This is a genomic window from Streptomyces sp. NPDC043876 (assembly GCF_056435825.1).
The window spans coordinates 459,829-477,573 of record NZ_JBWKDV010000001.1; the positions used below are offsets into that span (position 1 = coordinate 459,829).

The following is a 17,745-nucleotide window of genomic DNA, read 5'->3' on the forward strand; positions in this document are numbered from 1 at the left end:
GGTTCTTCAGTTCTCGTCGGTACGTAAGCGGGCGCCGCGGTGCTCCAGTTCGGTGGCTATCTCGTCCCAGTGCGCGGCGCAGGCCCGCGCCATGGCGGCGATCTTCGGGGCCTGGTGGTCGGGGGCGCGCAGCACCACGCCGCTCTCGCCCTCGCGGATCATCCGGGCCTCCAGCCAGCGGATCATCGCGCGGCCCTCGTCGCTGTACTTGAGGGTGGGGTCGCGCTTGAGGGAGTCCAGGACGATGGAGAGGTCGACGGGGGCGCGGCCCGCGGCGCGGCCGGGGCGGGCGCCGTCACCGTCCGGCGCGGGGGTGCGTACGCCCGTACGGACGCCCGTACGCGCCCCCGCGCCGCTGCCGGGCAGGGGGCCCTCGCCCCGGGCGAGGCGGTCGCGCACGTCCCGGGCGGTCTCCACCGAGATGCCGGAGGAGCGGGCGATCTCGCGCAGCGAGGCCTCGGGGCGGACGGCGAGGTAGTCCATGGCGCGCAGCCGGCCCTCGGTGGCGTTGAGCGGGCGGGCCCGGCCGTCGCAGCCCACCCGGGCGGCGGGCAGTTCGCCGGGGGCTCCGGCCTCGCCGTTCTCGGCGGCGGCGCGGCGCAGCACGCCGACGGTCTTGCCGGACAGGCCGACCTTGGCGGCGACGGCCCGGTCCGACCAGTCGGGCCAGGCGCGCAGGATGCGGCGCGCGGACTCGCGGCGGTCGGAGAGGGTCAGCGGCAGCCCGTGCCGGTTGTTCGCCTCGACGGCCAGCAGGAACGCCTCGGACGGCGTGCCGTCGAACCAGCGGACGGCGATGGAGGCGCGCCCGCGCAGCCGGGCCGCGTGCAGCCGGTGCATCCCGTCGACCACGCGCAGGGTGGAGCGGTGGACGACGATCGGCGGGAGTTCGGTCTCCAGGCCCGCCAGCATCCGGACGTGGTCCTGGTCCACGCCGGCGAGGCGCGGGGACTCGGCGTCGAGCAGCGCGTCCACGGGCACGCAGCCGGTCATCAGGGCCGAGGCAGGCGTCGGCAGGGTGACCGGGCGCAGGGCGGTGACACCGGACAGGGCGGGCAGGGCGGTGAGGGCGGGCAGCTTGATCGTGCGGACGGGGGCTGCCGCCGTGTCGACGGTCATTTCGACTCCTTGGGTCGCATCCTCGGGTCGCGTCCTCGCGTCACGGAGCGCGGTCAGCCGCTGAACGCGTGGGCGCGGGCACGGGGGTGGGCGCGGTCGGAGGTGCGGGCGCGGTCGGCGGTGAGCGTGCGGTCGGCGGCCGCGGCGCGGTCGGCCGCGAGGGCGCGGTCGGCGGCCGCGCGGTCGACGGTGCGGTCGGGGGCGGTACGGGCCGTCCGGCGCGGGGCGCCCAGCAGGCGGTGGGCGGCGGCGGCCGAGACGAGGGTCATGTGGCGGTGCCAGCCGGGGAAGGAGCGCCCCTCGAAATCGAGCAGCCCGCAGTCCTCCAGCACCTCCATCGAGGTGGCCAGGGACAGCGAGGTGGCGGCCGAGAGGGAGAACCGGGCGGCGGCCAGCGTGCGGCCGTCGGGGTCGGCGATCCAGTGCTTCGCGGGCCGGTCCGGGGCCGCCGGGTCCCACTCGGTGAGCAGGGCCAGCGGGCGGGCCACCCCGGGCACCCGGATGAGCGCGGGCGCCCGGCGCAGCCGGCCGCCCGCGAGCGGGGAGGCCGCGGGGCCGAGGCGGGCGGCGAGCCGGGCCACGGTGGTGGTGTGCGGGGCGCGGTCGCCGGGCGGCCCGCACAGGACGGGCGTGCCCGGAGGTACGGACACGGCGAAGCCGAGGCTGCGGCCGGCCAGCCCGGCGACGAGCCGCACCGCGTCGGCGGGGGCCTCGGTGGCGGCCTCGGCCACGACGGGCACGCCCGCGGCGGACGCGTGGGCGGCGGCGGCCTCGGCGGCCTGGTCGAGGCCGAGCCCGGGGTGGGGGGTGGGGGCGGTGCGGGCGGCGGCCGGTATCCGGGCCCGTTCGCACAGCTCGTCGTCCTCGCTCCAGCGGCCGGGCAGGCACAGCCGCCAGTCGACCGGGACGCTGGCGAGGTCGGTGACGAGGAACAGCCCCAGCGCGAGCTGGCAGCTCAGGGTGCGCCCGCCCGCGGGATCGAAGCGCCGGTGCACCCCGGCGGAGCACTCCCCGCGCTTGGGGATGACCACGGGCACCATGCGCAGCGCCCGCACCCCGGCCTGCTCGCCGCACCAGGCGGCCAGCTCCCGGCGGACCGGGTTCCAGTCCCACGTACTGGCGTTGACCACCTGGTGCAGGGACTGCGAGGCGGCGCCGAGCGCGGCGGTCGAACGCGCCATGTTCCGCACGGACTTCTTGCCGGGCGTACCCAGCAGCCCGGACAGATAGGCACCGGCCCAACGGCGCTGATCGGTGCGGGGCAGGCAGTGGAAGAGACGCCGGGCGAGTAGGTCGGCGGTCGGCATGGCGGGCAGCTCCCTCCGGCGAACGGGTCGATCGGGTCGGTTGGCCAGCACAATAAAGAATAGCGAGTGTTCTCTATGTTTTGCGACCCCGCGGCACCTACGAAACGACTTTGTCACTTCCACGGCCGCCGACTCGGCACCCAACTGACGCTCAGCGGAAGGCGGTTGAGGCGCCCCACCCCGGCGCCCCAGCCAGCCGGGGCGGGCTGGTGGCCGTCGGCGTACACGGCTGGACGACGCCCAGGAGGTGCTGGCCGGACGGTACACCGACCGGGCCCGCGCCGCGCAGGTCACCGTCCCGGCGGCGGAGGCGGTCCGGCGGATCGCGGCGCCGGAGGACCCGCGCGGGGAGCGCGCCCGCTCCCCACCGGCCACCACGACGAGGATCCCCCGGCCGGTTGTTCTCCCCGGCCGGGGGATCCTCCTGCGCGCGGCCCGTGGGCGGGGCGCGGTCAGGCGGCCAGCTCCGCGAGGACCGAGTCGCGGTTGGCCAGGTCGGCGCGGACGCCGCTGAACAGGCTCTCCATGGGGAGCCAGCGCAGCGTCACCGGGCCCGACGGGGCGCCGTCGTAGCCGATCGCGGCCGCCGCCGTGTGGCGGGGGCCCGCCGGTACGTCGACCACCGACCAGCCCTTCGGGTGGCGTTCGCTCTCCCACCCGAGGTAGTCCAGGGACAGGTCCCGGCCGAGGCCGGTGCCGAGCCCCTTGAGGTAGGCCTCCTTGCGGGTCCACAGCCGGCCGAAGGCCGAGGTGCCCGCGCATTCGGGGACCTCGGCCAGCTCGGCGCGCTCGTCCGCGTGCAGCGCGGCCGTGCACACCCGGGCCGTCTCGGCCGTCGGCACCTTCTCGACGTCGACGCCGATCGGTACCGAGGCCACCCCTATCAGCACGATCCCGCTGCTGTGCGACAGCGAGAAGTGCAGGTCGGAGGCGGGTCGCAGGAGGATCGGGCGCCCGTGCTGCTGGTCGCAGCACGGGCAGGGACCGCGGCCGAACTCCAGTGACCCGGCCGGTTCCCCCACGTACGTGGCGAGTACCCGGCGCAGCGCGATGTGCGCCGCCGCGTACAGGTAGCCGCCCGACTGGCGGCGGCAGGCGCGGGCCCGCTGGAGTTCGTTCTCGTCCAGTTCGGTCATCTCCAGCACGCCGGTGATGTCGTCCGGCTTCGGCTGCCGCAGCAGCCAGACATCAGCGCCGGCCGGCGGCGCCAGCTTCGCGGTCATCCGCCGGACCCGAGCAGCGCGACGACCATCGCGGCCAGCGCGTGCGTGTCCTTGGCCATGAGCAGGTCGGGCAGTTCGGGTGCGACGCCGAGGGCGGAGCGCAGCCGGTACTGGAGTTCCAGTCCCAGCATCGACCCGATGCCCACGGTGACCAGCGTCCGCTCGGTGTCCAGTGCGGCCGGGCTGACGCCCACGGAACGGGCGACCTCCCGGCGCACGTAGTCGGCGATCAGCGCGTCGCGCTCGGCCGGGGTCGCGGATGCGAGCGTGGCCGCCGAGGGTGCGGTCACGTCCGCCGAGACCGGGCCGTCGGACACCGGACCGGCCGGCTCCTGGCTCGGGACGTCCCAGTCGGGTTCGGTATTGAGCCAGTCGAGAACCGCTTGGTTCACTGTCACAGCTCCTCCTTCGGGTCGTGGTGCGGCGTGTGGTGCGGGGACATCAGGGAGCGCACCCTCGCGGGGTGCAGCGGGAGGGCGCCGACATCGCCGGGCAGCCCCAGGGCGTCCCGTACGGCGCCCGCGACGACGGCCCCGCTGCCGGCGGTGCCCCCCTCGCCGGCTCCGCGCAGACCCAGTGGGTTGCCCGGGGCCGGGGCGTCCTCGTAGATCTCCACCTCGAACTCGGGGAGGTCCGCGGCGCGGGGCCACAGGTACTCGTCGAGGGTCAGGGACAGCGGGCGGCCGCGCTCGTCGTAGCGGAACTCCTCCGACAGCGCGCCGCCGATGCCCTGGACGGCGCCGCCGATCAGCTGGCCGCGCACCGCCTCGGGGTGCACGGCGCGCCCGATCTCGTAGGTCATGGCGTACCGCAGCAGCCGTACCGCGCCGGTCCCCGGGTCGACCTCGGCCTGTGCAAAGTGGGTGCCGTACGGGTACGTCATCCCCTCCGCGACGTAGGTCGCCCGGCCGATCAGGCCGACCTCCTCGCCGGTCCTGATCCAGCGCGGGGTGAACGCGGCGGCGGCGAGCGCGGCCCAGCGCACCTCACCGGCGGCTTCCGAGGAGGCCAGCCCGCCGGGGACGAGGTGCACGGATTCCGGCGGGACGCCGAGCAGGCCCGCGGCCACCCGGACCGCCTTCTCGCGGACCGCGACCGCGGCCCGGCGCACGGCCTCGCCGCCCACGACCGTGGAGCGGCTGCCGAAGGTGCCGCCGCCGTCGGGCAGGACGTCGGTGTCGGAGAGCACGACCCGCACCGATGCCACCGGTACGGCGAGCTCGTCGGCGGCGATCTGCGCCATCACCGTCTCGATGCCCTGGCCGACGGTCGCACCGCCCATCGCGACCCGGACGGCGCCGGTCACCCCGATGTCGACGACCGCGCTGTCGTAGCCCAGCCCGGCCTTCTCCAGGATCACCGCGCAGGCGGTGCCGACGAGCCGTCCCGAGGCGCGCGCCTCCTTCGCCTCGGCCCGCCAGCGGTCGTAGTCGAACCTCGCCAGCGCCTTGTCGAAGTGCTCCAGGTGGTCCTTTCCGTCGAGGACCATGGGCGAGCCGAAGACCTGCATCGGCCGCTGGTGCGGGAGTTCACCGCCCGTGAGCAGATTGCGGCGGCGCAGCTCGACGGGGTCCAGGCCCAGTCGGGTCGCGGCGAGATCGAGGGCGTGCTCGCGCACGAAGTTGTGCTGGAAGCGGCCCGGGGCCCGGTAGGTGCCGATGGGCGTCTTGTTGGTGGTGACGATGTGCACGCGCGAGCTGGCCGCGGGGATCCGGTAGGCCCCCGAGATCATCGACGCGGTCAGCGCCGCGACGACGGCGCCGTGCGTGCGGATGTACGCGCCGTTGTCGAGCCAGGCCTCGTCCCGCAGCCCCAGCAGCAGGCCGTCCGCGTCGAAGGCCAGCTCGATCCGGTGCTGCTGCTCGCGCGCGTGGTTCGCGGCGCTCATGTGCTCGGCCCGGTCCTCGGACCACTTCACCGGGCGTCCGGTGCGCAGGCACAGGAACGGCACGAGGAGGTCCTCGGGGTAGAACTCGCCGCGGATGCCGAAGCTGCCGCCCGCGTCCGTCTCCCGCATGTGGATGCGGTGTTCGGGGAAGGACAGCAGGGAGGCCAGGACCCGCCGGTTGATGTGCGGGATCTTCGCCGCGCCCCAGATGGTCAGCCGCCCTTCCGGCCCGACGGAGTCGTCGATCTCCGCGATCAGGCCGCGCGGCTCCAGCGGGGTGCCGCTGTGCCGGCCGGTGCGCAGGTCGGCGCTGACCACGTGGGCGGCCGCGGCGAAGGCCGCGTCCACGTCCCCGTAGCCGAAGTCGACCGTGCCGACCTGCGCCGGGGGCTGCCCGGCCAGGGATACGGGCCCGGGTCCGGCCGCCGTCGTACGGGCGTCCATCGCCGGGGGCAGCTCCGCGAGGTCCAGGCGGACCAGCTCGGCGGCGTCCTCCGCGAGGTAGGGGTCCTCGGCGAGGACGACGGCCACCGGCTCCCCCGCGTACCGGACGTACCCGGTGGCCAGGGGCGGCTGGAGGTAGGCGGTGAAGTCGATCCCGGGGTGCGGCTGGCGGACCGGGATCCGCAGGCCCGGCGGCAGGTCGTCGGCGGTGATCACGGCCGCCACCCCGGGCAGCGCGGCGGCCCGCGCGGTGTCCACGCCGAGGATCCGGGCATGGGCCAGGGGGGACCGTACGACGCGCATCCACAGCTGGCCGGGGCGCGCCACGTCGTCGTGGAAGCGGCCGCGGCCGCGCAGCAGCCGGTCGTCCTCCAGACGGGGTACGGAACGTCCGACGACGCCGGTGCTCATGATCCCTCCCCGGTGGAAGCCCCGGCCGCAGCCTCGGCGGAATCGGACGCGGCCGCCGAACCGGACGCGGAAGCGGCCGCCGCGGCCGCCGACACCGCGTCCACGATCGGCTGGTAGCCGGTGCAGCGGCACAGGTTCGCCGAGACGCAGGCCCGGACCGCGGCCCGGTCCGGGTCGGGCTCGCGGCGCAGCAGCCCGGTGGCGAGCATCAGGAAACCGGGGGTGCAGAACCCGCACTGGAGGGCGAAGTTGTCACGGAACGCGCTCTGCAGCGGCCCCAGTTCACCGCCCTCCGGAGCGAGGGACTCGACGGTCTCGACGCGGCCGCCGTCGGCCTGCGCGGCGAGCATCGCGCAGGCCCGGACCGGCTCGTCGTCCAGCAGCACCGTGCAGGAGCCGCACACCCCGGTCTCGCAGCCCACCGTGGTGCCGGTGAGCCGCAGTTCGCGGCGCAGTACGTCGGCCAGACTGCGCCGCGCCTCGACGTCCAGGGAGTGCGGCTCACCGTTCACGGTCAGCTTCACGGGGACGGCGCGGGCGGCGGTGGCGGAGGCCGGGGTGAAGGAGGTCATACCGGCACCAGCTCCATTCTTTCGCGGCGCACCGGCGCCAGTACGGCGGCCCGTGCGGCGGATTCGGCGAGCGCCCGGCGCATCAGTACGGCGGCCAGGGTGCCCAGGTCACCGCTGGTCCCGGTGATCCGTACCGCCTGGGCGGCGGCCACCGCGAAGCTCTCCTGGCCGGGACGGATCCCGATCAGGAGGGCTTCGGCGGCCGGGATCCGCGTCGGGCGCTCCAGCGGACCGGCCAGGGCGAGCCGGGCGGAGGCGATCCGCCCGTCGGCGTCCAGGACCAGGGCCGCGGCGGCGGCGACCTCCGGGATCCGGCCGGGCTGGGCGGCGTACTCGATGAGCGCGGCGGCCGGCTCGGCCACCGGGAACCGCACCTCGACCAGGATCTCCCCCGGCCGCAGCGCGGTGCGGTGCCGCCCGCGCAGGAACGCGTCGGCGGCCACCACCCGCCCGCCGTCCGGCCCCAGCAGGGTCAGTTCGGCGCTCAGCAGCACCGCCAGCAGGCACCACTCGGCGCCCGGGTCGGCGTGCGCGAGGCTCCCGCCGACCGTGCCGCGCACCCGCACCGGCAGCTGCCCGATCAGGGCGGCCGCCTCGGGCAGCACCGGCAGCCGCCGGTGCAGCCCGGCGTCGGTGCTGCGCTCCACCGTCGCGTGCGGGGTGAGGGCCCCGATCCGGACGCCGCGCCGGCCGGTCTGGATCCCGCTGAGCGCGGGCACCCGGCCGAGGTCGACGATCAGGTCGGGGCGCACGGCCCGCCGGTTCAGCAGCGGGACCAGCGACTGGCCGCCCGCGAGCACCCGGGCCTCCCGGCCGGCCGTGTGGGCCCCGGCCAGGGCCCACACGGCCTCCGCCGCGCTCGCGGGACGGACGTAGTCGAACGGGGCGGGCCTCACGGCTTGTCCTGCGGCGGGACCTGGAGTTCCGTGTGCCCGTACTTGCGCATCAGGTCGGCGAGGTCGAAGTGCGCCGACCGCTCGATGATCTTGTCGCCGCGGAACCGGTCGATGCCCAGCGCCCCGAAGGTGGCCTTGCGTCCGCTGGGCGGCAGGCCGCGGAAGGCGCCGAGCTGGGTGGCCGTGCACTCCACCCGGGAGATCACCGTGTCCCCGTCGGCCCACTGTTCGACGACGGTGTCCACCATGTCGGGGAAGGAGGTCCGGAAGGCCCGCACCCAGGTGCGGACGCCCTCCGGGCCGTGCAGGCCGAACTGCGGCCAGCTGAAGTCCTCGTGGAAGAGGTCGTCGGCGAGGTGCAGCTCGTTGTGCGTGATGATCCGTTCGAAGAGCAGCGCGGCCTTCGCCTTGCGCTCCTCCGCAGTCAGGGCCGTCCCCTGCATGTCACACCTTTCCCAGGATCTTCTTGGACGGGTTCTTCTCCGCTACGCCTTCGGCCGCGTTCCCTTTGGCCGGGGTCCCTTCGGCCGGAGCCTTTGCGGCCGGGGCCTCTTTGGCCGTGGCGTCGGCCTCCGGCCGGAGCAGGGCCCGGCTCGCGGCGGCCGCGATCAGCACCAGGACCAGACCGATCCCCGCGACCCAGCGCAGGGCGATCGCGTAGGCGCCGGGGCCCTCACCGGAACCGAGGACCGAGAAGAAGACGGAGCCGAGCAGGGCCACACCGGCGGCGCTGGCGAACTGCTGGGCGGTGGTGAGCACTCCGGCGGCGGATCCGGCCTGGCCGGGGCCGACTCCGGTGAGCACCGCGCCGGTCAGGGCGGGTACCGCGAGCCCGTTGCCGAGGCCGATGAGGATCATCGGCGGCAGCAGCCGCAGGGCGCTGATGTCGTCGGGGGCCCAGGCCACCTCGGCGAGCAGGACGATCAGTCCGGTCGCCGCGACGAGCGTGCCGCCGAGGACCGTACGGGCGGCCCGCGCCGGCGGGATCCGGCGCGCCGCCATGGACGCCCCGGCGAAGGCCAGGCCGAGCGGGGCGAAGGAGAATCCGGCGGCCAGCGGGCTCAGGCCGAGACCGGACTGCAGGACCAGGGTCAGCGCGAACATGAAGCTGAAGAACGCCCCGAACACCGCCCCGCTGACCACCAGACCGCGGTGGAAGGAGCGGATCCGGAAGAGCGAGAGGTCGAGCAGCGGGCGCCGGCCCTGGCGGGCCAGCTTCCGCTCCCAGCCGAGGGTGGCGGCGAGGACGGGCACCGAGGCGGCCAGGCACAGCCAGGTCCACAGCGGCCAGCCCTTGGCCGCGCCGAGCATCATGGGGACGAGCGCCAGCGCGAGGCCGGCCGGGATGCCGATGGCGCCGACGGGGTCGAGGGTGCCGCGCGCCGCGGACGAGGCGGCCCGCTTGGGCACCAGGCGGTGGGCCAGCGCGAAGGTCAGCAGGCCGGCGGGCACGTTGACCAGGAAGATCGCGCGCCAGCCGAGACCGGAGGAACCGGCCTGGAGCAGCATGCCGCCGAGCACCTGCCCGGCGACCGCGCCGACGCCGACGGTGAAGCCGAACCAGGCGAGCGCGCGCGGCCGTTCGGCCGGGCTGAACACGCCGGTGATCAGCGCGAGCACCTGCGGCACCATGGCCGCGCCGGTCACGCCCTGGAGCAGCCGGGCGACGACGAGCTGGTCGGGGCTCTGGGCGATCCCGCAGAGCAGCGAGGCGAGGGTGAAGGCCAGGGCCCCGCCGAGGAACATCACGCGGGAGCCGAAGAGGTCGCCGAGCCGGCCGCCGGTGATCAGGCCGCTGGCGTAGGTGAAGGCGTAACCGGCGACGATGAGTTCGAGGGCGACCGGGCCCGCGCCCAGTTGCCGCTGGAGGGTGGGGGCGGCGACGTTGACGACGTACAGGTCGAACTGGGCCATGAAGAGGGCGGCCAGGACGACGGGCAGCATCAGCCAGCGCCGTGCGTAGGGGGTGGTTTCGGTGGTCACTTGATGCCTCCGGCAGCAGCGGCGACGAGCGAGGCGGCGCTCTGCGTGCGCTCGCCCTCCAGCCGCCAGTCGATGGATTCGTACTCGCGCGTCGCCAGCTCGATCGCCTCGTCGGCGGACCGTACGACGGGCAGGCCGAACAGGTCGGCGATCTTCTCCAGCCGCTCCGGGCGCGGGCCCTCGACGACGTGGTAGGTCACGTCGAGGTCCACCAGGGCCTGGAGCAGCATGTCGTCGCAGAACGCGCGGAACTCGGGGTGCATCCGGCGGTGCCCGCCGGGCTTGACGGCCCCGGGTGCGGCCCGCAGGTGCACGAAGCCGTCGTAGGTCTCCTTGACGTGCTGGCGCATCGCGTGACCGAGCTGGTCGACGGCCTCGGCGAAGAAGCCCATGGCCGCGGTGGCGGGCGCGGTGGCCGCGGGGGCCGCGGGATCCATCCCGAAGCGGACCCGGGCGGCCGCGTAGATCCACTCCTGGAGCGAGGAGCCGTCGGACACGAAGCCGGCGCCCCCCACTCCGAGGCGTGCCTCGTTCTGCACCCGGCCGACGTGCCGGCGCACGGCGAGCTGGAGGTACTCGGCGGGCGTCACGTCGGCGAGCGCCTTGCCGGGCACCGCGTCGGGGAGTATCTCGCGGATGGCCCGGGCGGGGGCGAAGCCGAGACCTGTGTAGGAGGCGAGGGCAGTGGCCGTGGAGGTCTTCCCCGCGGAATAGGTACCGGACACGGACAGCCGCATCGGTGTCTCCTTAGTGGTGTTCGGTTCGATGGTGGTGGGCCGTGGGACGGCCCCCCGGGCGGGGCCGGATCCGCCACGGGCGGTCCGGCCCCGTCCGGGACGAGGGGGCGCGGGGGTCCTGGACGGCGGACCCTTCGCGCCCGGGGGCGGGGCGGCCGACCGGCCGAGGGGACCGGTCAGCCGCCCGCGGGCCCGGTCAGCCGGCCGAGGCCGCGGCCTCCGGCGGGAGTTCGTGTGCGAACGAGGCCCGCACGCCCACTCCGCCGAGGCTCGCCTCGATGTCCACGCTGCGCCAGACCCCGCCGCGCAGCGGCAGGACCCGCTTCGCGGTCAGCCGCGCGGAGGCGGCCTGCGCCTCGTCCCCGCGGACGGGCAGCGGCAGGGCCGTGTCCGCCGCGGTGAGCACGGTCTGCATCATCCAGAGGGTGTTGCTGGAGGCGCGGTCGACCCGGTCCAGTTCGTACATCAGCACCTGGACCAGCTGGAGGTTGACCACGAAGGCGTCCACGAGCGACACCGACGGTTCGGTGGCCGCGTCGACCCCCAGCGCGCCGGGTCCGTCCGGGCGCTCGGCCGGACCCGGGACGAAGTGCACCCCGGCGGTGGCGGCCAGCTCCTCCATGTCGACCACGACGTCACGGATGACGTGGCGCCGACGCTTGAAGCCGTCGCCGTAGAAGCGCCGCGCCGCGTCGCCGAGGCCCTCGTCCAGGCTGCCGAAAACGCCCTCGTCCTCGGCCCGTACGCCCTCGTCGTGCTCGATCTCGCAGCGCACCCGCAACTCGCCGACCGCGCCGTCGTGGACGGACAGCCGGCGCCCCGGGACCCCGGGGACGTCGTCGGTGCGCACCAGGCGGGAAGAGGCCGGGATGCGCAGCAGGTCCTCCTGCGGCGCGCCGCCCGCCCGCAGGACCACCTTGCGCAGCCGCATGGTGCCGCGGGCGTCGCCGGTCAGTCCGTAGGCGTGGACCAGGTGCAGCTCGGCGAGCTGCACGCCCAGGACCAGCGCGTCCACCGTGCTGAGGTGGGGGCGCAGGTCCGTGCCGTTCTTCTTGCGGGACCAGTCCGCCGGGTAGCTGACGTCCACGGTGGCCCGGATGCCCGGGCGTTCGGTGGTGACCGGGGTGGCGACGACGTCCCGGACCAGGTACTCGGCCCGCTGGTAGCCGCGCGAGAAGAACCGGCCCTCGCCGGGTCCGAGGTAATCGTCGACCGACTTCAGGAACAGCTTCTGCGGGGTGGTGGTGGCCTCGGTTACGGCGGACACGTCACGCACCCGCCGTCGCACCGGCCGTGGCCGCACGCTCGAGGGCCGCCTCGTACGCGCCGACCAGCTCGCGCAGCGTCCGTATCTCCGTGATGGAGAGGTCCGCGGCGAACGGGTCCACGCCCAGCTCGGTCTCCAGCTGGATCAGCAGCTGGGCGAGCATCAGCGAGTTCACCCCGGACTTGAGCAGCTCGTCGTCCAGCGATACCTCGTCCTCCTCCGAGCTGAGGACCACGGACTGGATCTCGCGCTCGATGATCTGCTGGATGTTCTGCTCGTTCAGCATGTGATTCCTCCGTCGATGACCAATGACTGACCGGTGATGAAACGTGCGTGTGAAGAGGCGAGGTAGAGGACCGCGTCGGCGATCTCCTCCGCGCTGCCGAGCCGGCCCAGCGGAGTCCGGTGCTGGATCTTTTCCCGGTTCCGCTCGGTGACGTCCGAGGTCAGCTCGCTGTCGAAGAACCCGGGGGTCACGGTGTTGACCCTGATGCCCACGGGCCCCAGTTCCCGGGCCAGCGCCCGGCCGAAGCCCTCCAGTCCCGCCTTGGCCGCCGCGTAGACGGCGACTCCGCGGTAGCCGCGGATGGCGTTGATGGAGGAGATGTTCACGATGGATCCGCCGCCGCGCATCATCAGCCGGGCGCACGCCTGGGTGAGGTGCACGGGGGCGGTCAGGTTCGCGGCCAGGAGGTCTTCGATCCGCTGGGGCGCCACCGTCAGGAACAGCTCCTGGTGGAGCACTCCCGCGTTGTTGACCAGCAGGTCGACCCGGCCGAAGCGGCCTTGGACCGCCTTGGTGAACTGCCGGATCTGCGCCGCCTCGTGCAGGTCCACCGACTGCCAGAAGAAGGTGTCGGGCAGGGCCTCGGCCTTCTCCTCGGTGAACTCGTTCGGCTTGCGGCTGAAGGTGGCGACCCGCCACCCGGCGGCGAGCAGCCGCTCGGCCAGCGCCCGGCCGAGGCCGCGGCTGCCCCCGCTGACGACCGCGACCCGCCCGTCCCCGGGCTCGTCGGGGACGGGCACCCCCGGGGCCTGCGCCTGCTGCGTGCTCACACGGCGCTCCGGATCTTCTTGAACCGGTCGGAGTGCGTGTCCGCCGTGGTCACCTCGACCACCACGGGGACCTTGAAGGCCTCCAGCCGCTGCGCGCAGTACTCGCGGATCCGGCGCGAGGTGGCCCGCTCGTCGTCGACCGGCGCGGTGAGCCGGACGACGGCCTTGACCACCTGGCCGGTGACGTGGCTGGGGCGGCCCGAGACGACGGCGTCGGCGACGTAGTCCAGTTCCAGCAGGACGTTCTCGACCTCGCTGGGGTAGACCTTCTCCCCGGCGACGTTGATGAGTTCGGACTTGCGCCCCAGGATCCGGACGTAGTCCCCGTCCGTCTCCACCGCGTCCTGCGTGTTGAAGAAGCCGTTGTCGTCGAAGGGCGCCGGCGCGTTCAGGTAGCCGAGCATCGCCATGTCGGAGCGGATCCACAGGATCCCGTCCTCGATGCGGTACGAGAACCCCTCGCCGCCGAGCTTGACCCACAGGCTGCCGTCGTCACGGGACTTGGTGGGCATGATGCCCAGTTCGGAGAGCCCGTAGGTCTGCTTGAGCCGGGTCTCCGGCAGGGCCTGGGCCAGCCGGGTCAAGGTGCCCTCCGGCATGGGCTCGGTGCCGTAGCTGACCAGTTGGAGCGAGGAGAGGTCGTGCCGCTCGTACGCCCGCGAGATGAGCAGCATGTTGAGGAAGGTCGGGGTGGTGGGCAGGATCTGGATGGCGTTGGACTCGATGGCCGCGCAGACCTTGTCCGGGGTCCGCTCGTCGATGGTGACGAGCGCGCCGCCCTGGCTCAGGGTGTGCAGCAGGGTGTTGATGCCGCCGATGTGGTCCAGGTTGAGGAACCCGAGGGTGCGCCGGGGCCGGGTCGGCGGGCCGTACTTGGACAGGACCTTGGAGAAGTCGAGGACGCTGGCCTTGCTGCGGCCGGTGGTGCCGGAGCTGAAGAGGACCAGGCCGGGGACGCCGTCCGTGCGGAGCTGGTCGTACAGCTCGTGCTCGGAGGCCCGGCCGGTGATCTCGATGCTGCGGCGCCACTGCTGGGAGTCGATCGTGATGACCGTCTCCACCTCGGCGACCTCGTGGAACTCCGCGCGCTTGGCGGGCGGCAGCGGGGTCATCGGGACGATGATCGCGCCGCGCTCGATCAGGGCGAGCAGGCCCGCACAGGCCTCCACGCTGCTGACGCCTTCGAGGGCGACGACCTGGCCGGCGTGGACGCCGCCCCGGTCGAGGAATCTTTCCCATTCGCCGGTCAGCCTGGCCAGTTGGGCGTAGCTGTAACTCACACCGTTGAAGACGATGGCATCGGCCTCACCGAAGTTCCGCATCCGGTCGAAGAACCATGACGTCATACGCTTTCCACCTCTTTCACCTCGTCGTGAGCGGCCGTGTGCCGGTCGCTGTGCCACAGCGGCAGGTCCAGCGCCGGCGGAACCGGCGCTGCGGGCAGCAGGGACCACCCGTGGATACGTGCGTGGGTGCGCAGCACCTTGTCGCCACCGACGACCACCGCGGACCCGACGGCACGGAGCATCGGCAGGTCGGAGATGTGGTCTCCGTACGCGATGCACTCGGCCGGGTCCGTGCGGTGGCGGGCGGCGACGGCCCTGACCACCTCGGCCTTCGCGCCGGCGAGCATGGGGGGCCGGGTGAGCCGGCCCGTGTACCGGCCCCAGGCGATGTCGGGCTCGGTGCACCAGACCTCGTCGGCGCCGAGGTGCTCGGCGATCGGGTCGAGGACGGCGGGGAAGGAGCCGGAGACCAGGACGATCCGGGTGCCGTCGTCCTGGTGGCGCCGCAGGGCGGCGACACCGTGTTCGTGGAAGAAGGCGCCGGAGCGCAGTTCGTCGCGGAACCAGTCCTCGGCGTGGAAGGAGACCTCGGAGGCGAAGGCGCCCTCGAGGTGGGCGAAGTAGGCGCGGTTGGTGACCGCGCGGGGGCAGCCGACCTGGTTCATCGCCTTGAGTTCCCGGCGTCGGCTGGTGTACTCGTGCGGCGGGCTGCCCAGCGCGGCGAGGTAGTGGCGCAGGAAGCGGAACATGCTCGGGGCGGTCGTCAGAGTGCCGTCCACGTCGAAGAATGCGGTGCGGTAGCCGTTCACTGCGTCTCTCCCCTTCCGGCCGGATGGTGCGGTGCGTGGGGCTCGGTGCGTGTCTTCCTTTTCTCGGGTGGTGCTGCGGGCGACCCCCTCCCCCACGGGGGAAGTGGGGGGAGGGGGGCGCGCGCGGAGCGTCGGGCGCAGCGGGGGTGGGTGCGCCGGACGCGCTCGGGGGCGGTCAGTAACGCAGCGCGTAGGCGAGCCGGCGGCCGAAGGACTTCTGCCGCCTGGACGCCATGAACGCGAGGTTGCGCTGGAGGTCCGAGGCATCGGCGGCCACGCGGCGCTCCGCCTCCTCGATCGCCTCCTTGATGGGGACGACCAGGGGCAGTTCGAAGATCTCGACGATCTTCTCGATCCGCTGCGGGATCGGCCCGCCCACGATCCGGTAGGGGATCTTCGTCTCCTCCAGCGCGCCCAGGAGCAGTTCGTCGGAGAGCCGGCGGAACTTCTCGGAGACCGGTCGGTGGCCGTCGCGGTCCATGTCGAACTCGACGGGCAGGTGGACGAAGGCGTCGTAGGACCGCTTGGCGCGGTCCTTCTGTATCTCGCCGAGGGTGTTCGTGTACTTCTGGTAGAAGCCCTTCGACACCACGCCCAGGGTCTTCTTGACGCCCTGGAACCACCACGGCATGCCGGGGTTGATGCCGACCCGCATCCGGGCCTCGAAGTAGACCCACTCGTGGAAGACGCCGCCGTCGGATATGAACGCGCCGGTCCCGGCTTCGTTGACGAGGCGCTCCTCGTAACGGCGCAGGCCCAGCTTGACCAGCTCCATGGCGTTGAGCTCCATCACCGTCTTGCCGGGGACGAGGTCGACGAGCAGCTCACGCGAGGTCTTGGCGTGCGTCCGCGGGATGCCGGTCGCGATGGCGAGGGCTTCCGTGGTGGTCGACTTCCCGGTCGAGTAGGTACCGGATATCGCCAGTTTGAGATCGGGCTTGTCGCCCCACTTGGGGACCTCGAGCTGCATTTTCGGTGACCTTTCTCCGGTGGCACTGTGGGTGAGTCGAGCTACTTTCCGAGCGGAGCCGGTTTCGGAACGATCTACCGCCCCTGGACGGACGCGAGCGCCTTTTCGATGTCCACGGCGACCGGCAGTCCGGTGATCTCGACAATCTGCCGGATCCGCTCGGCGGGGCTGCCGGTGATCGTGTGTACGGGAATGCCGGTTTCCGCTATGGCGGGCAGCAGGAGCCCGTCCGACAGCGTGCGGAATATTTCGTTGACGGGGCGGTTGTCCTCGTCGAGCGGGAATTCGACGGGCAGGTGGAAGAACACGTCGTACGCGGTCTTCGCGTGCCGCACCGCGAGCTTGCCGATCTGGTCCGCGACGTCTTCGTACGCCGCGGTGACCTCGCTGCGGAAGCGGCTGCCGAGCGGCTGTTCGGTGCCCGGGTTCGGGCCCGCGATCAGGCGGAGCTTGGCGTACACCCAGTCGTGGAGGATCGATCCGTCACTGATGAAGCCGCCCGGGTGGGCCGCCTCGTCCAGGGTCCGCTCGGCGTGCCGCCGCACGGTCAGCTGGAGCAGCTCGCCCTCGGTCCAGCTCCAGGCGTGCTTTCCCTCCCCGCCAATGGGCTCCCGCATGGCGGTTCCCTCGGCGCGGGGAAGTCCGGTCACTTCGGAGAGGGCCTCGGAGAGGAGGGTCTTTCCAGATCCGTAGGCGCCGGCAATGGCGATTCTCTGGCTCATGCATAAATGATTTCAGCAGCGCGGGCCTTTGCCCAGCCTCTCCTGCTGCTATGAGCACGACACCTGTTGCCACCACCAATAGGCGGGGCAGGCCGAGGAGCCGGCTGGCCCAACAGAAAGCCCCGACTCCCTGAATTCTGGAGCCGGGACGGAGGATCTGCAAGTACCGCAACGCTTTTTAATAAAATTCTTCCAAAGGTTCCCAGCAGGGCGTGCCCGCATTCTCGCCGAGCCGCCCGAAGACGACGTCGGAGAAGTGGTTGGCGAAGGCGCTGGTGCCGGGGCGGGCCAGCTCGGCCAGCAGCGCGCGCCGGGCCGCGACCGCGCCCTCGGGCAGCGCGTCCACCGCCACCCGCCAGTCGGGGCGGGCGAGCTGGGCGGGGGTGTGGAAGACGTCGCCGAAGGCGATCAGCCGGCGCCCGCCCGAGGTGAGGACGTAGGAGGTGTGCCCGGCCGTGTGGCCGGGCGTGGGCCGGGCGGTGACCCCGGGGAAGATCTCCTCGCCGTCCGCGACGGTCCGGGTCCGGGCCGGACCGCGTTTCGACGGGGGCAGGGTGGCCCACTCGGCGGCCGAGGCCGCGAAGACGGCGTTGACGAAGGGGGAGACGAGGCCGCGGCCGGGGCACAGGGCCCAGCCGAGGTGGTCGCCGTGCAGGTGGCTGAAGGCGATCAGTTCGATGGCGGCGGGGTCCACTCCGACGGCGTCGAGGGCCGCGGGGAGCTGTCCGCCGACGAGGGCGCCGAGGGCGGGGCGGGTGTCCGCGGCGGGGACGTCACGGGGGCCGAAGCCCGCGTCGACGAGCATCGCGCGGTCGCCGTGGCGGATGAGGAGGGCGCCGATGGAGGCCGCCAGGAAGCCTTCGGGATCGAGGAGTCCGGCGTTCTCGCCGGTCCAGTCCTCCTCGGTGGTGCCGGGGAGCCAGCGCCGCGGGTCGAGCTGGACGTACCCGTCGGGCAGCCAGGTGACGGTGTGCTCACCGAAGCGCAGGGTGCGGGGCGCGGTGGCCGGCGTGTTCCACCGGGTGGCGGTCGTCATGGCGGGTCGGCCCTCTTCT

General features: G+C 73.5%; 18 protein-coding genes. All 18 read right to left on the reverse strand.

Annotated elements, in window-relative coordinates:
* Window positions 1–6: 6 nt before the first annotated feature.
* The 18 genes from AC0693_RS02300 to AC0693_RS02385 all read right to left on the reverse strand — a co-directional run bounded on the left by AC0693_RS02300 (window position 7) and on the right by AC0693_RS02385 (window position 17,726).
* Window positions 7–1,119, reverse strand: a complete 1,113-nt coding sequence (locus AC0693_RS02300) for a ParB/RepB/Spo0J family partition protein (protein ID WP_478800771.1) — start codon at window positions 1,117–1,119, stop codon at window positions 7–9.
* 53 nt (window positions 1,120–1,172) lie between these two features.
* Window positions 1,173–2,426, reverse strand: coding sequence for an IS701 family transposase (locus AC0693_RS02305; RefSeq protein ID WP_478800772.1), 1,254 nt, complete (start codon window positions 2,424–2,426; stop codon window positions 1,173–1,175).
* Between the two features lie 452 nt (window positions 2,427–2,878).
* A complete protein-coding gene (locus AC0693_RS02310) occupies window positions 2,879–3,649 on the reverse strand; it encodes a 4'-phosphopantetheinyl transferase family protein (protein WP_356404094.1) in 771 nt (256 codons plus the stop codon).
* Window positions 3,646–4,047, reverse strand: coding sequence for an acyl carrier protein (locus AC0693_RS02315; RefSeq protein ID WP_356404092.1), 402 nt, complete (start codon window positions 4,045–4,047; stop codon window positions 3,646–3,648). Before AC0693_RS02315 ends, AC0693_RS02310 begins: the two co-directional genes overlap by 4 nt.
* Window positions 4,044–6,392: a xanthine dehydrogenase family protein molybdopterin-binding subunit gene (locus tag AC0693_RS02320; protein WP_478800773.1), complete on the reverse strand. Its 2,349-nt coding sequence runs from the start codon at window positions 6,390–6,392 to the stop codon at window positions 4,044–4,046. Before AC0693_RS02320 ends, AC0693_RS02315 begins: the two co-directional genes overlap by 4 nt.
* Window positions 6,389–6,964 (reverse strand): (2Fe-2S)-binding protein, encoded by a 576-nt coding sequence (locus tag AC0693_RS02325; protein ID WP_478739031.1) that lies wholly within the window; start codon window positions 6,962–6,964, stop codon window positions 6,389–6,391. The genes AC0693_RS02320 and AC0693_RS02325 overlap by 4 nt, the downstream gene beginning before the upstream one ends.
* The gene (locus AC0693_RS02330; protein WP_356404088.1) at window positions 6,961–7,860 is read right to left on the reverse strand and encodes an FAD binding domain-containing protein; all 900 of its coding nucleotides are present in this window, start codon (window positions 7,858–7,860) and stop codon (window positions 6,961–6,963) included. The genes AC0693_RS02325 and AC0693_RS02330 overlap by 4 nt, the downstream gene beginning before the upstream one ends.
* The gene (locus AC0693_RS02335) at window positions 7,857–8,303 is read right to left on the reverse strand and encodes an ester cyclase (RefSeq protein ID WP_468462982.1); all 447 of its coding nucleotides are present in this window, start codon (window positions 8,301–8,303) and stop codon (window positions 7,857–7,859) included. Before AC0693_RS02335 ends, AC0693_RS02330 begins: the two co-directional genes overlap by 4 nt.
* A 1-nt stretch (window position 8,304) precedes the next feature.
* Complete coding sequence (locus tag AC0693_RS02340; RefSeq protein ID WP_468462983.1) at window positions 8,305–9,843, reverse strand: MFS transporter; 1,539 nt, start codon at window positions 9,841–9,843, stop codon at window positions 8,305–8,307.
* Window positions 9,840–10,580: an AAA family ATPase gene (locus AC0693_RS02345; protein ID WP_469337634.1), complete on the reverse strand. Its 741-nt coding sequence runs from the start codon at window positions 10,578–10,580 to the stop codon at window positions 9,840–9,842. The genes AC0693_RS02340 and AC0693_RS02345 overlap by 4 nt, the downstream gene beginning before the upstream one ends.
* 196 nt (window positions 10,581–10,776) lie before the next feature.
* Window positions 10,777–11,847, reverse strand: a complete 1,071-nt coding sequence (locus AC0693_RS02350; protein ID WP_469316956.1) for an AvrD family protein — start codon at window positions 11,845–11,847, stop codon at window positions 10,777–10,779.
* Window position 11,848: 1 nt separating this feature from the next.
* Entirely contained in the window at window positions 11,849–12,133 is a 285-nt protein-coding gene (locus tag AC0693_RS02355; protein ID WP_351050372.1) for an acyl carrier protein, read from the reverse strand.
* Window positions 12,127–12,903 (reverse strand): SDR family NAD(P)-dependent oxidoreductase, encoded by a 777-nt coding sequence (locus tag AC0693_RS02360; RefSeq protein WP_469316957.1) that lies wholly within the window; start codon window positions 12,901–12,903, stop codon window positions 12,127–12,129. The genes AC0693_RS02355 and AC0693_RS02360 overlap by 7 nt, the downstream gene beginning before the upstream one ends.
* Entirely contained in the window at window positions 12,900–14,249 is a 1,350-nt protein-coding gene (locus AC0693_RS02365) for a class I adenylate-forming enzyme family protein (RefSeq protein ID WP_356404076.1), read from the reverse strand. Before AC0693_RS02365 ends, AC0693_RS02360 begins: the two co-directional genes overlap by 4 nt.
* Window positions 14,246–14,998: an HAD family hydrolase gene (locus AC0693_RS02370; protein WP_478800774.1), complete on the reverse strand. Its 753-nt coding sequence runs from the start codon at window positions 14,996–14,998 to the stop codon at window positions 14,246–14,248. Before AC0693_RS02370 ends, AC0693_RS02365 begins: the two co-directional genes overlap by 4 nt.
* Before the next feature lie 175 nt (window positions 14,999–15,173).
* A complete protein-coding gene (locus AC0693_RS02375) occupies window positions 15,174–15,968 on the reverse strand; it encodes an AAA family ATPase (protein ID WP_356404072.1) in 795 nt (264 codons plus the stop codon).
* A 74-nt stretch (window positions 15,969–16,042) separates the two neighbouring features.
* Window positions 16,043–16,690 (reverse strand): AAA family ATPase, encoded by a 648-nt coding sequence (locus AC0693_RS02380; protein WP_356404070.1) that lies wholly within the window; start codon window positions 16,688–16,690, stop codon window positions 16,043–16,045.
* Between the two features lie 178 nt (window positions 16,691–16,868).
* Window positions 16,869–17,726, reverse strand: coding sequence for an MBL fold metallo-hydrolase (locus AC0693_RS02385; RefSeq protein WP_469337623.1), 858 nt, complete (start codon window positions 17,724–17,726; stop codon window positions 16,869–16,871).
* Window positions 17,727–17,745 lie beyond the last annotated feature (19 nt).

Coding starts and splice junctions, on each gene's coding strand:
- AC0693_RS02310 (WP_356404094.1), bottom strand. CDS start 3,649: ATGACCGCGAAGCTGGCGCCGCCGGCCGGCGCTGATGTCTGGCTGCTG.
- AC0693_RS02365 (WP_356404076.1), bottom strand. CDS start 14,249: ATGACGTCATGGTTCTTCGACCGGATGCGGAACTTCGGTGAGGCCGAT.
- AC0693_RS02300 (WP_478800771.1), bottom strand. CDS start 1,119: ATGACCGTCGACACGGCGGCAGCCCCCGTCCGCACGATCAAGCTGCCC.
- AC0693_RS02380 (WP_356404070.1), bottom strand. CDS start 16,690: ATGAGCCAGAGAATCGCCATTGCCGGCGCCTACGGATCTGGAAAGACC.
- AC0693_RS02305 (WP_478800772.1), bottom strand. CDS start 2,426: ATGCCGACCGCCGACCTACTCGCCCGGCGTCTCTTCCACTGCCTGCCC.
- AC0693_RS02325 (WP_478739031.1), bottom strand. CDS start 6,964: ATGACCTCCTTCACCCCGGCCTCCGCCACCGCCGCCCGCGCCGTCCCC.
- AC0693_RS02345 (WP_469337634.1), bottom strand. CDS start 10,580: ATGCGGCTGTCCGTGTCCGGTACCTATTCCGCGGGGAAGACCTCCACG.
- AC0693_RS02320 (WP_478800773.1), bottom strand. CDS start 6,392: ATGAGCACCGGCGTCGTCGGACGTTCCGTACCCCGTCTGGAGGACGAC.
- AC0693_RS02375 (WP_356404072.1), bottom strand. CDS start 15,968: ATGCAGCTCGAGGTCCCCAAGTGGGGCGACAAGCCCGATCTCAAACTG.
- AC0693_RS02355 (WP_351050372.1), bottom strand. CDS start 12,133: ATGCTGAACGAGCAGAACATCCAGCAGATCATCGAGCGCGAGATCCAG.
- AC0693_RS02385 (WP_469337623.1), bottom strand. CDS start 17,726: ATGACGACCGCCACCCGGTGGAACACGCCGGCCACCGCGCCCCGCACC.
- AC0693_RS02335 (WP_468462982.1), bottom strand. CDS start 8,303: ATGCAGGGGACGGCCCTGACTGCGGAGGAGCGCAAGGCGAAGGCCGCG.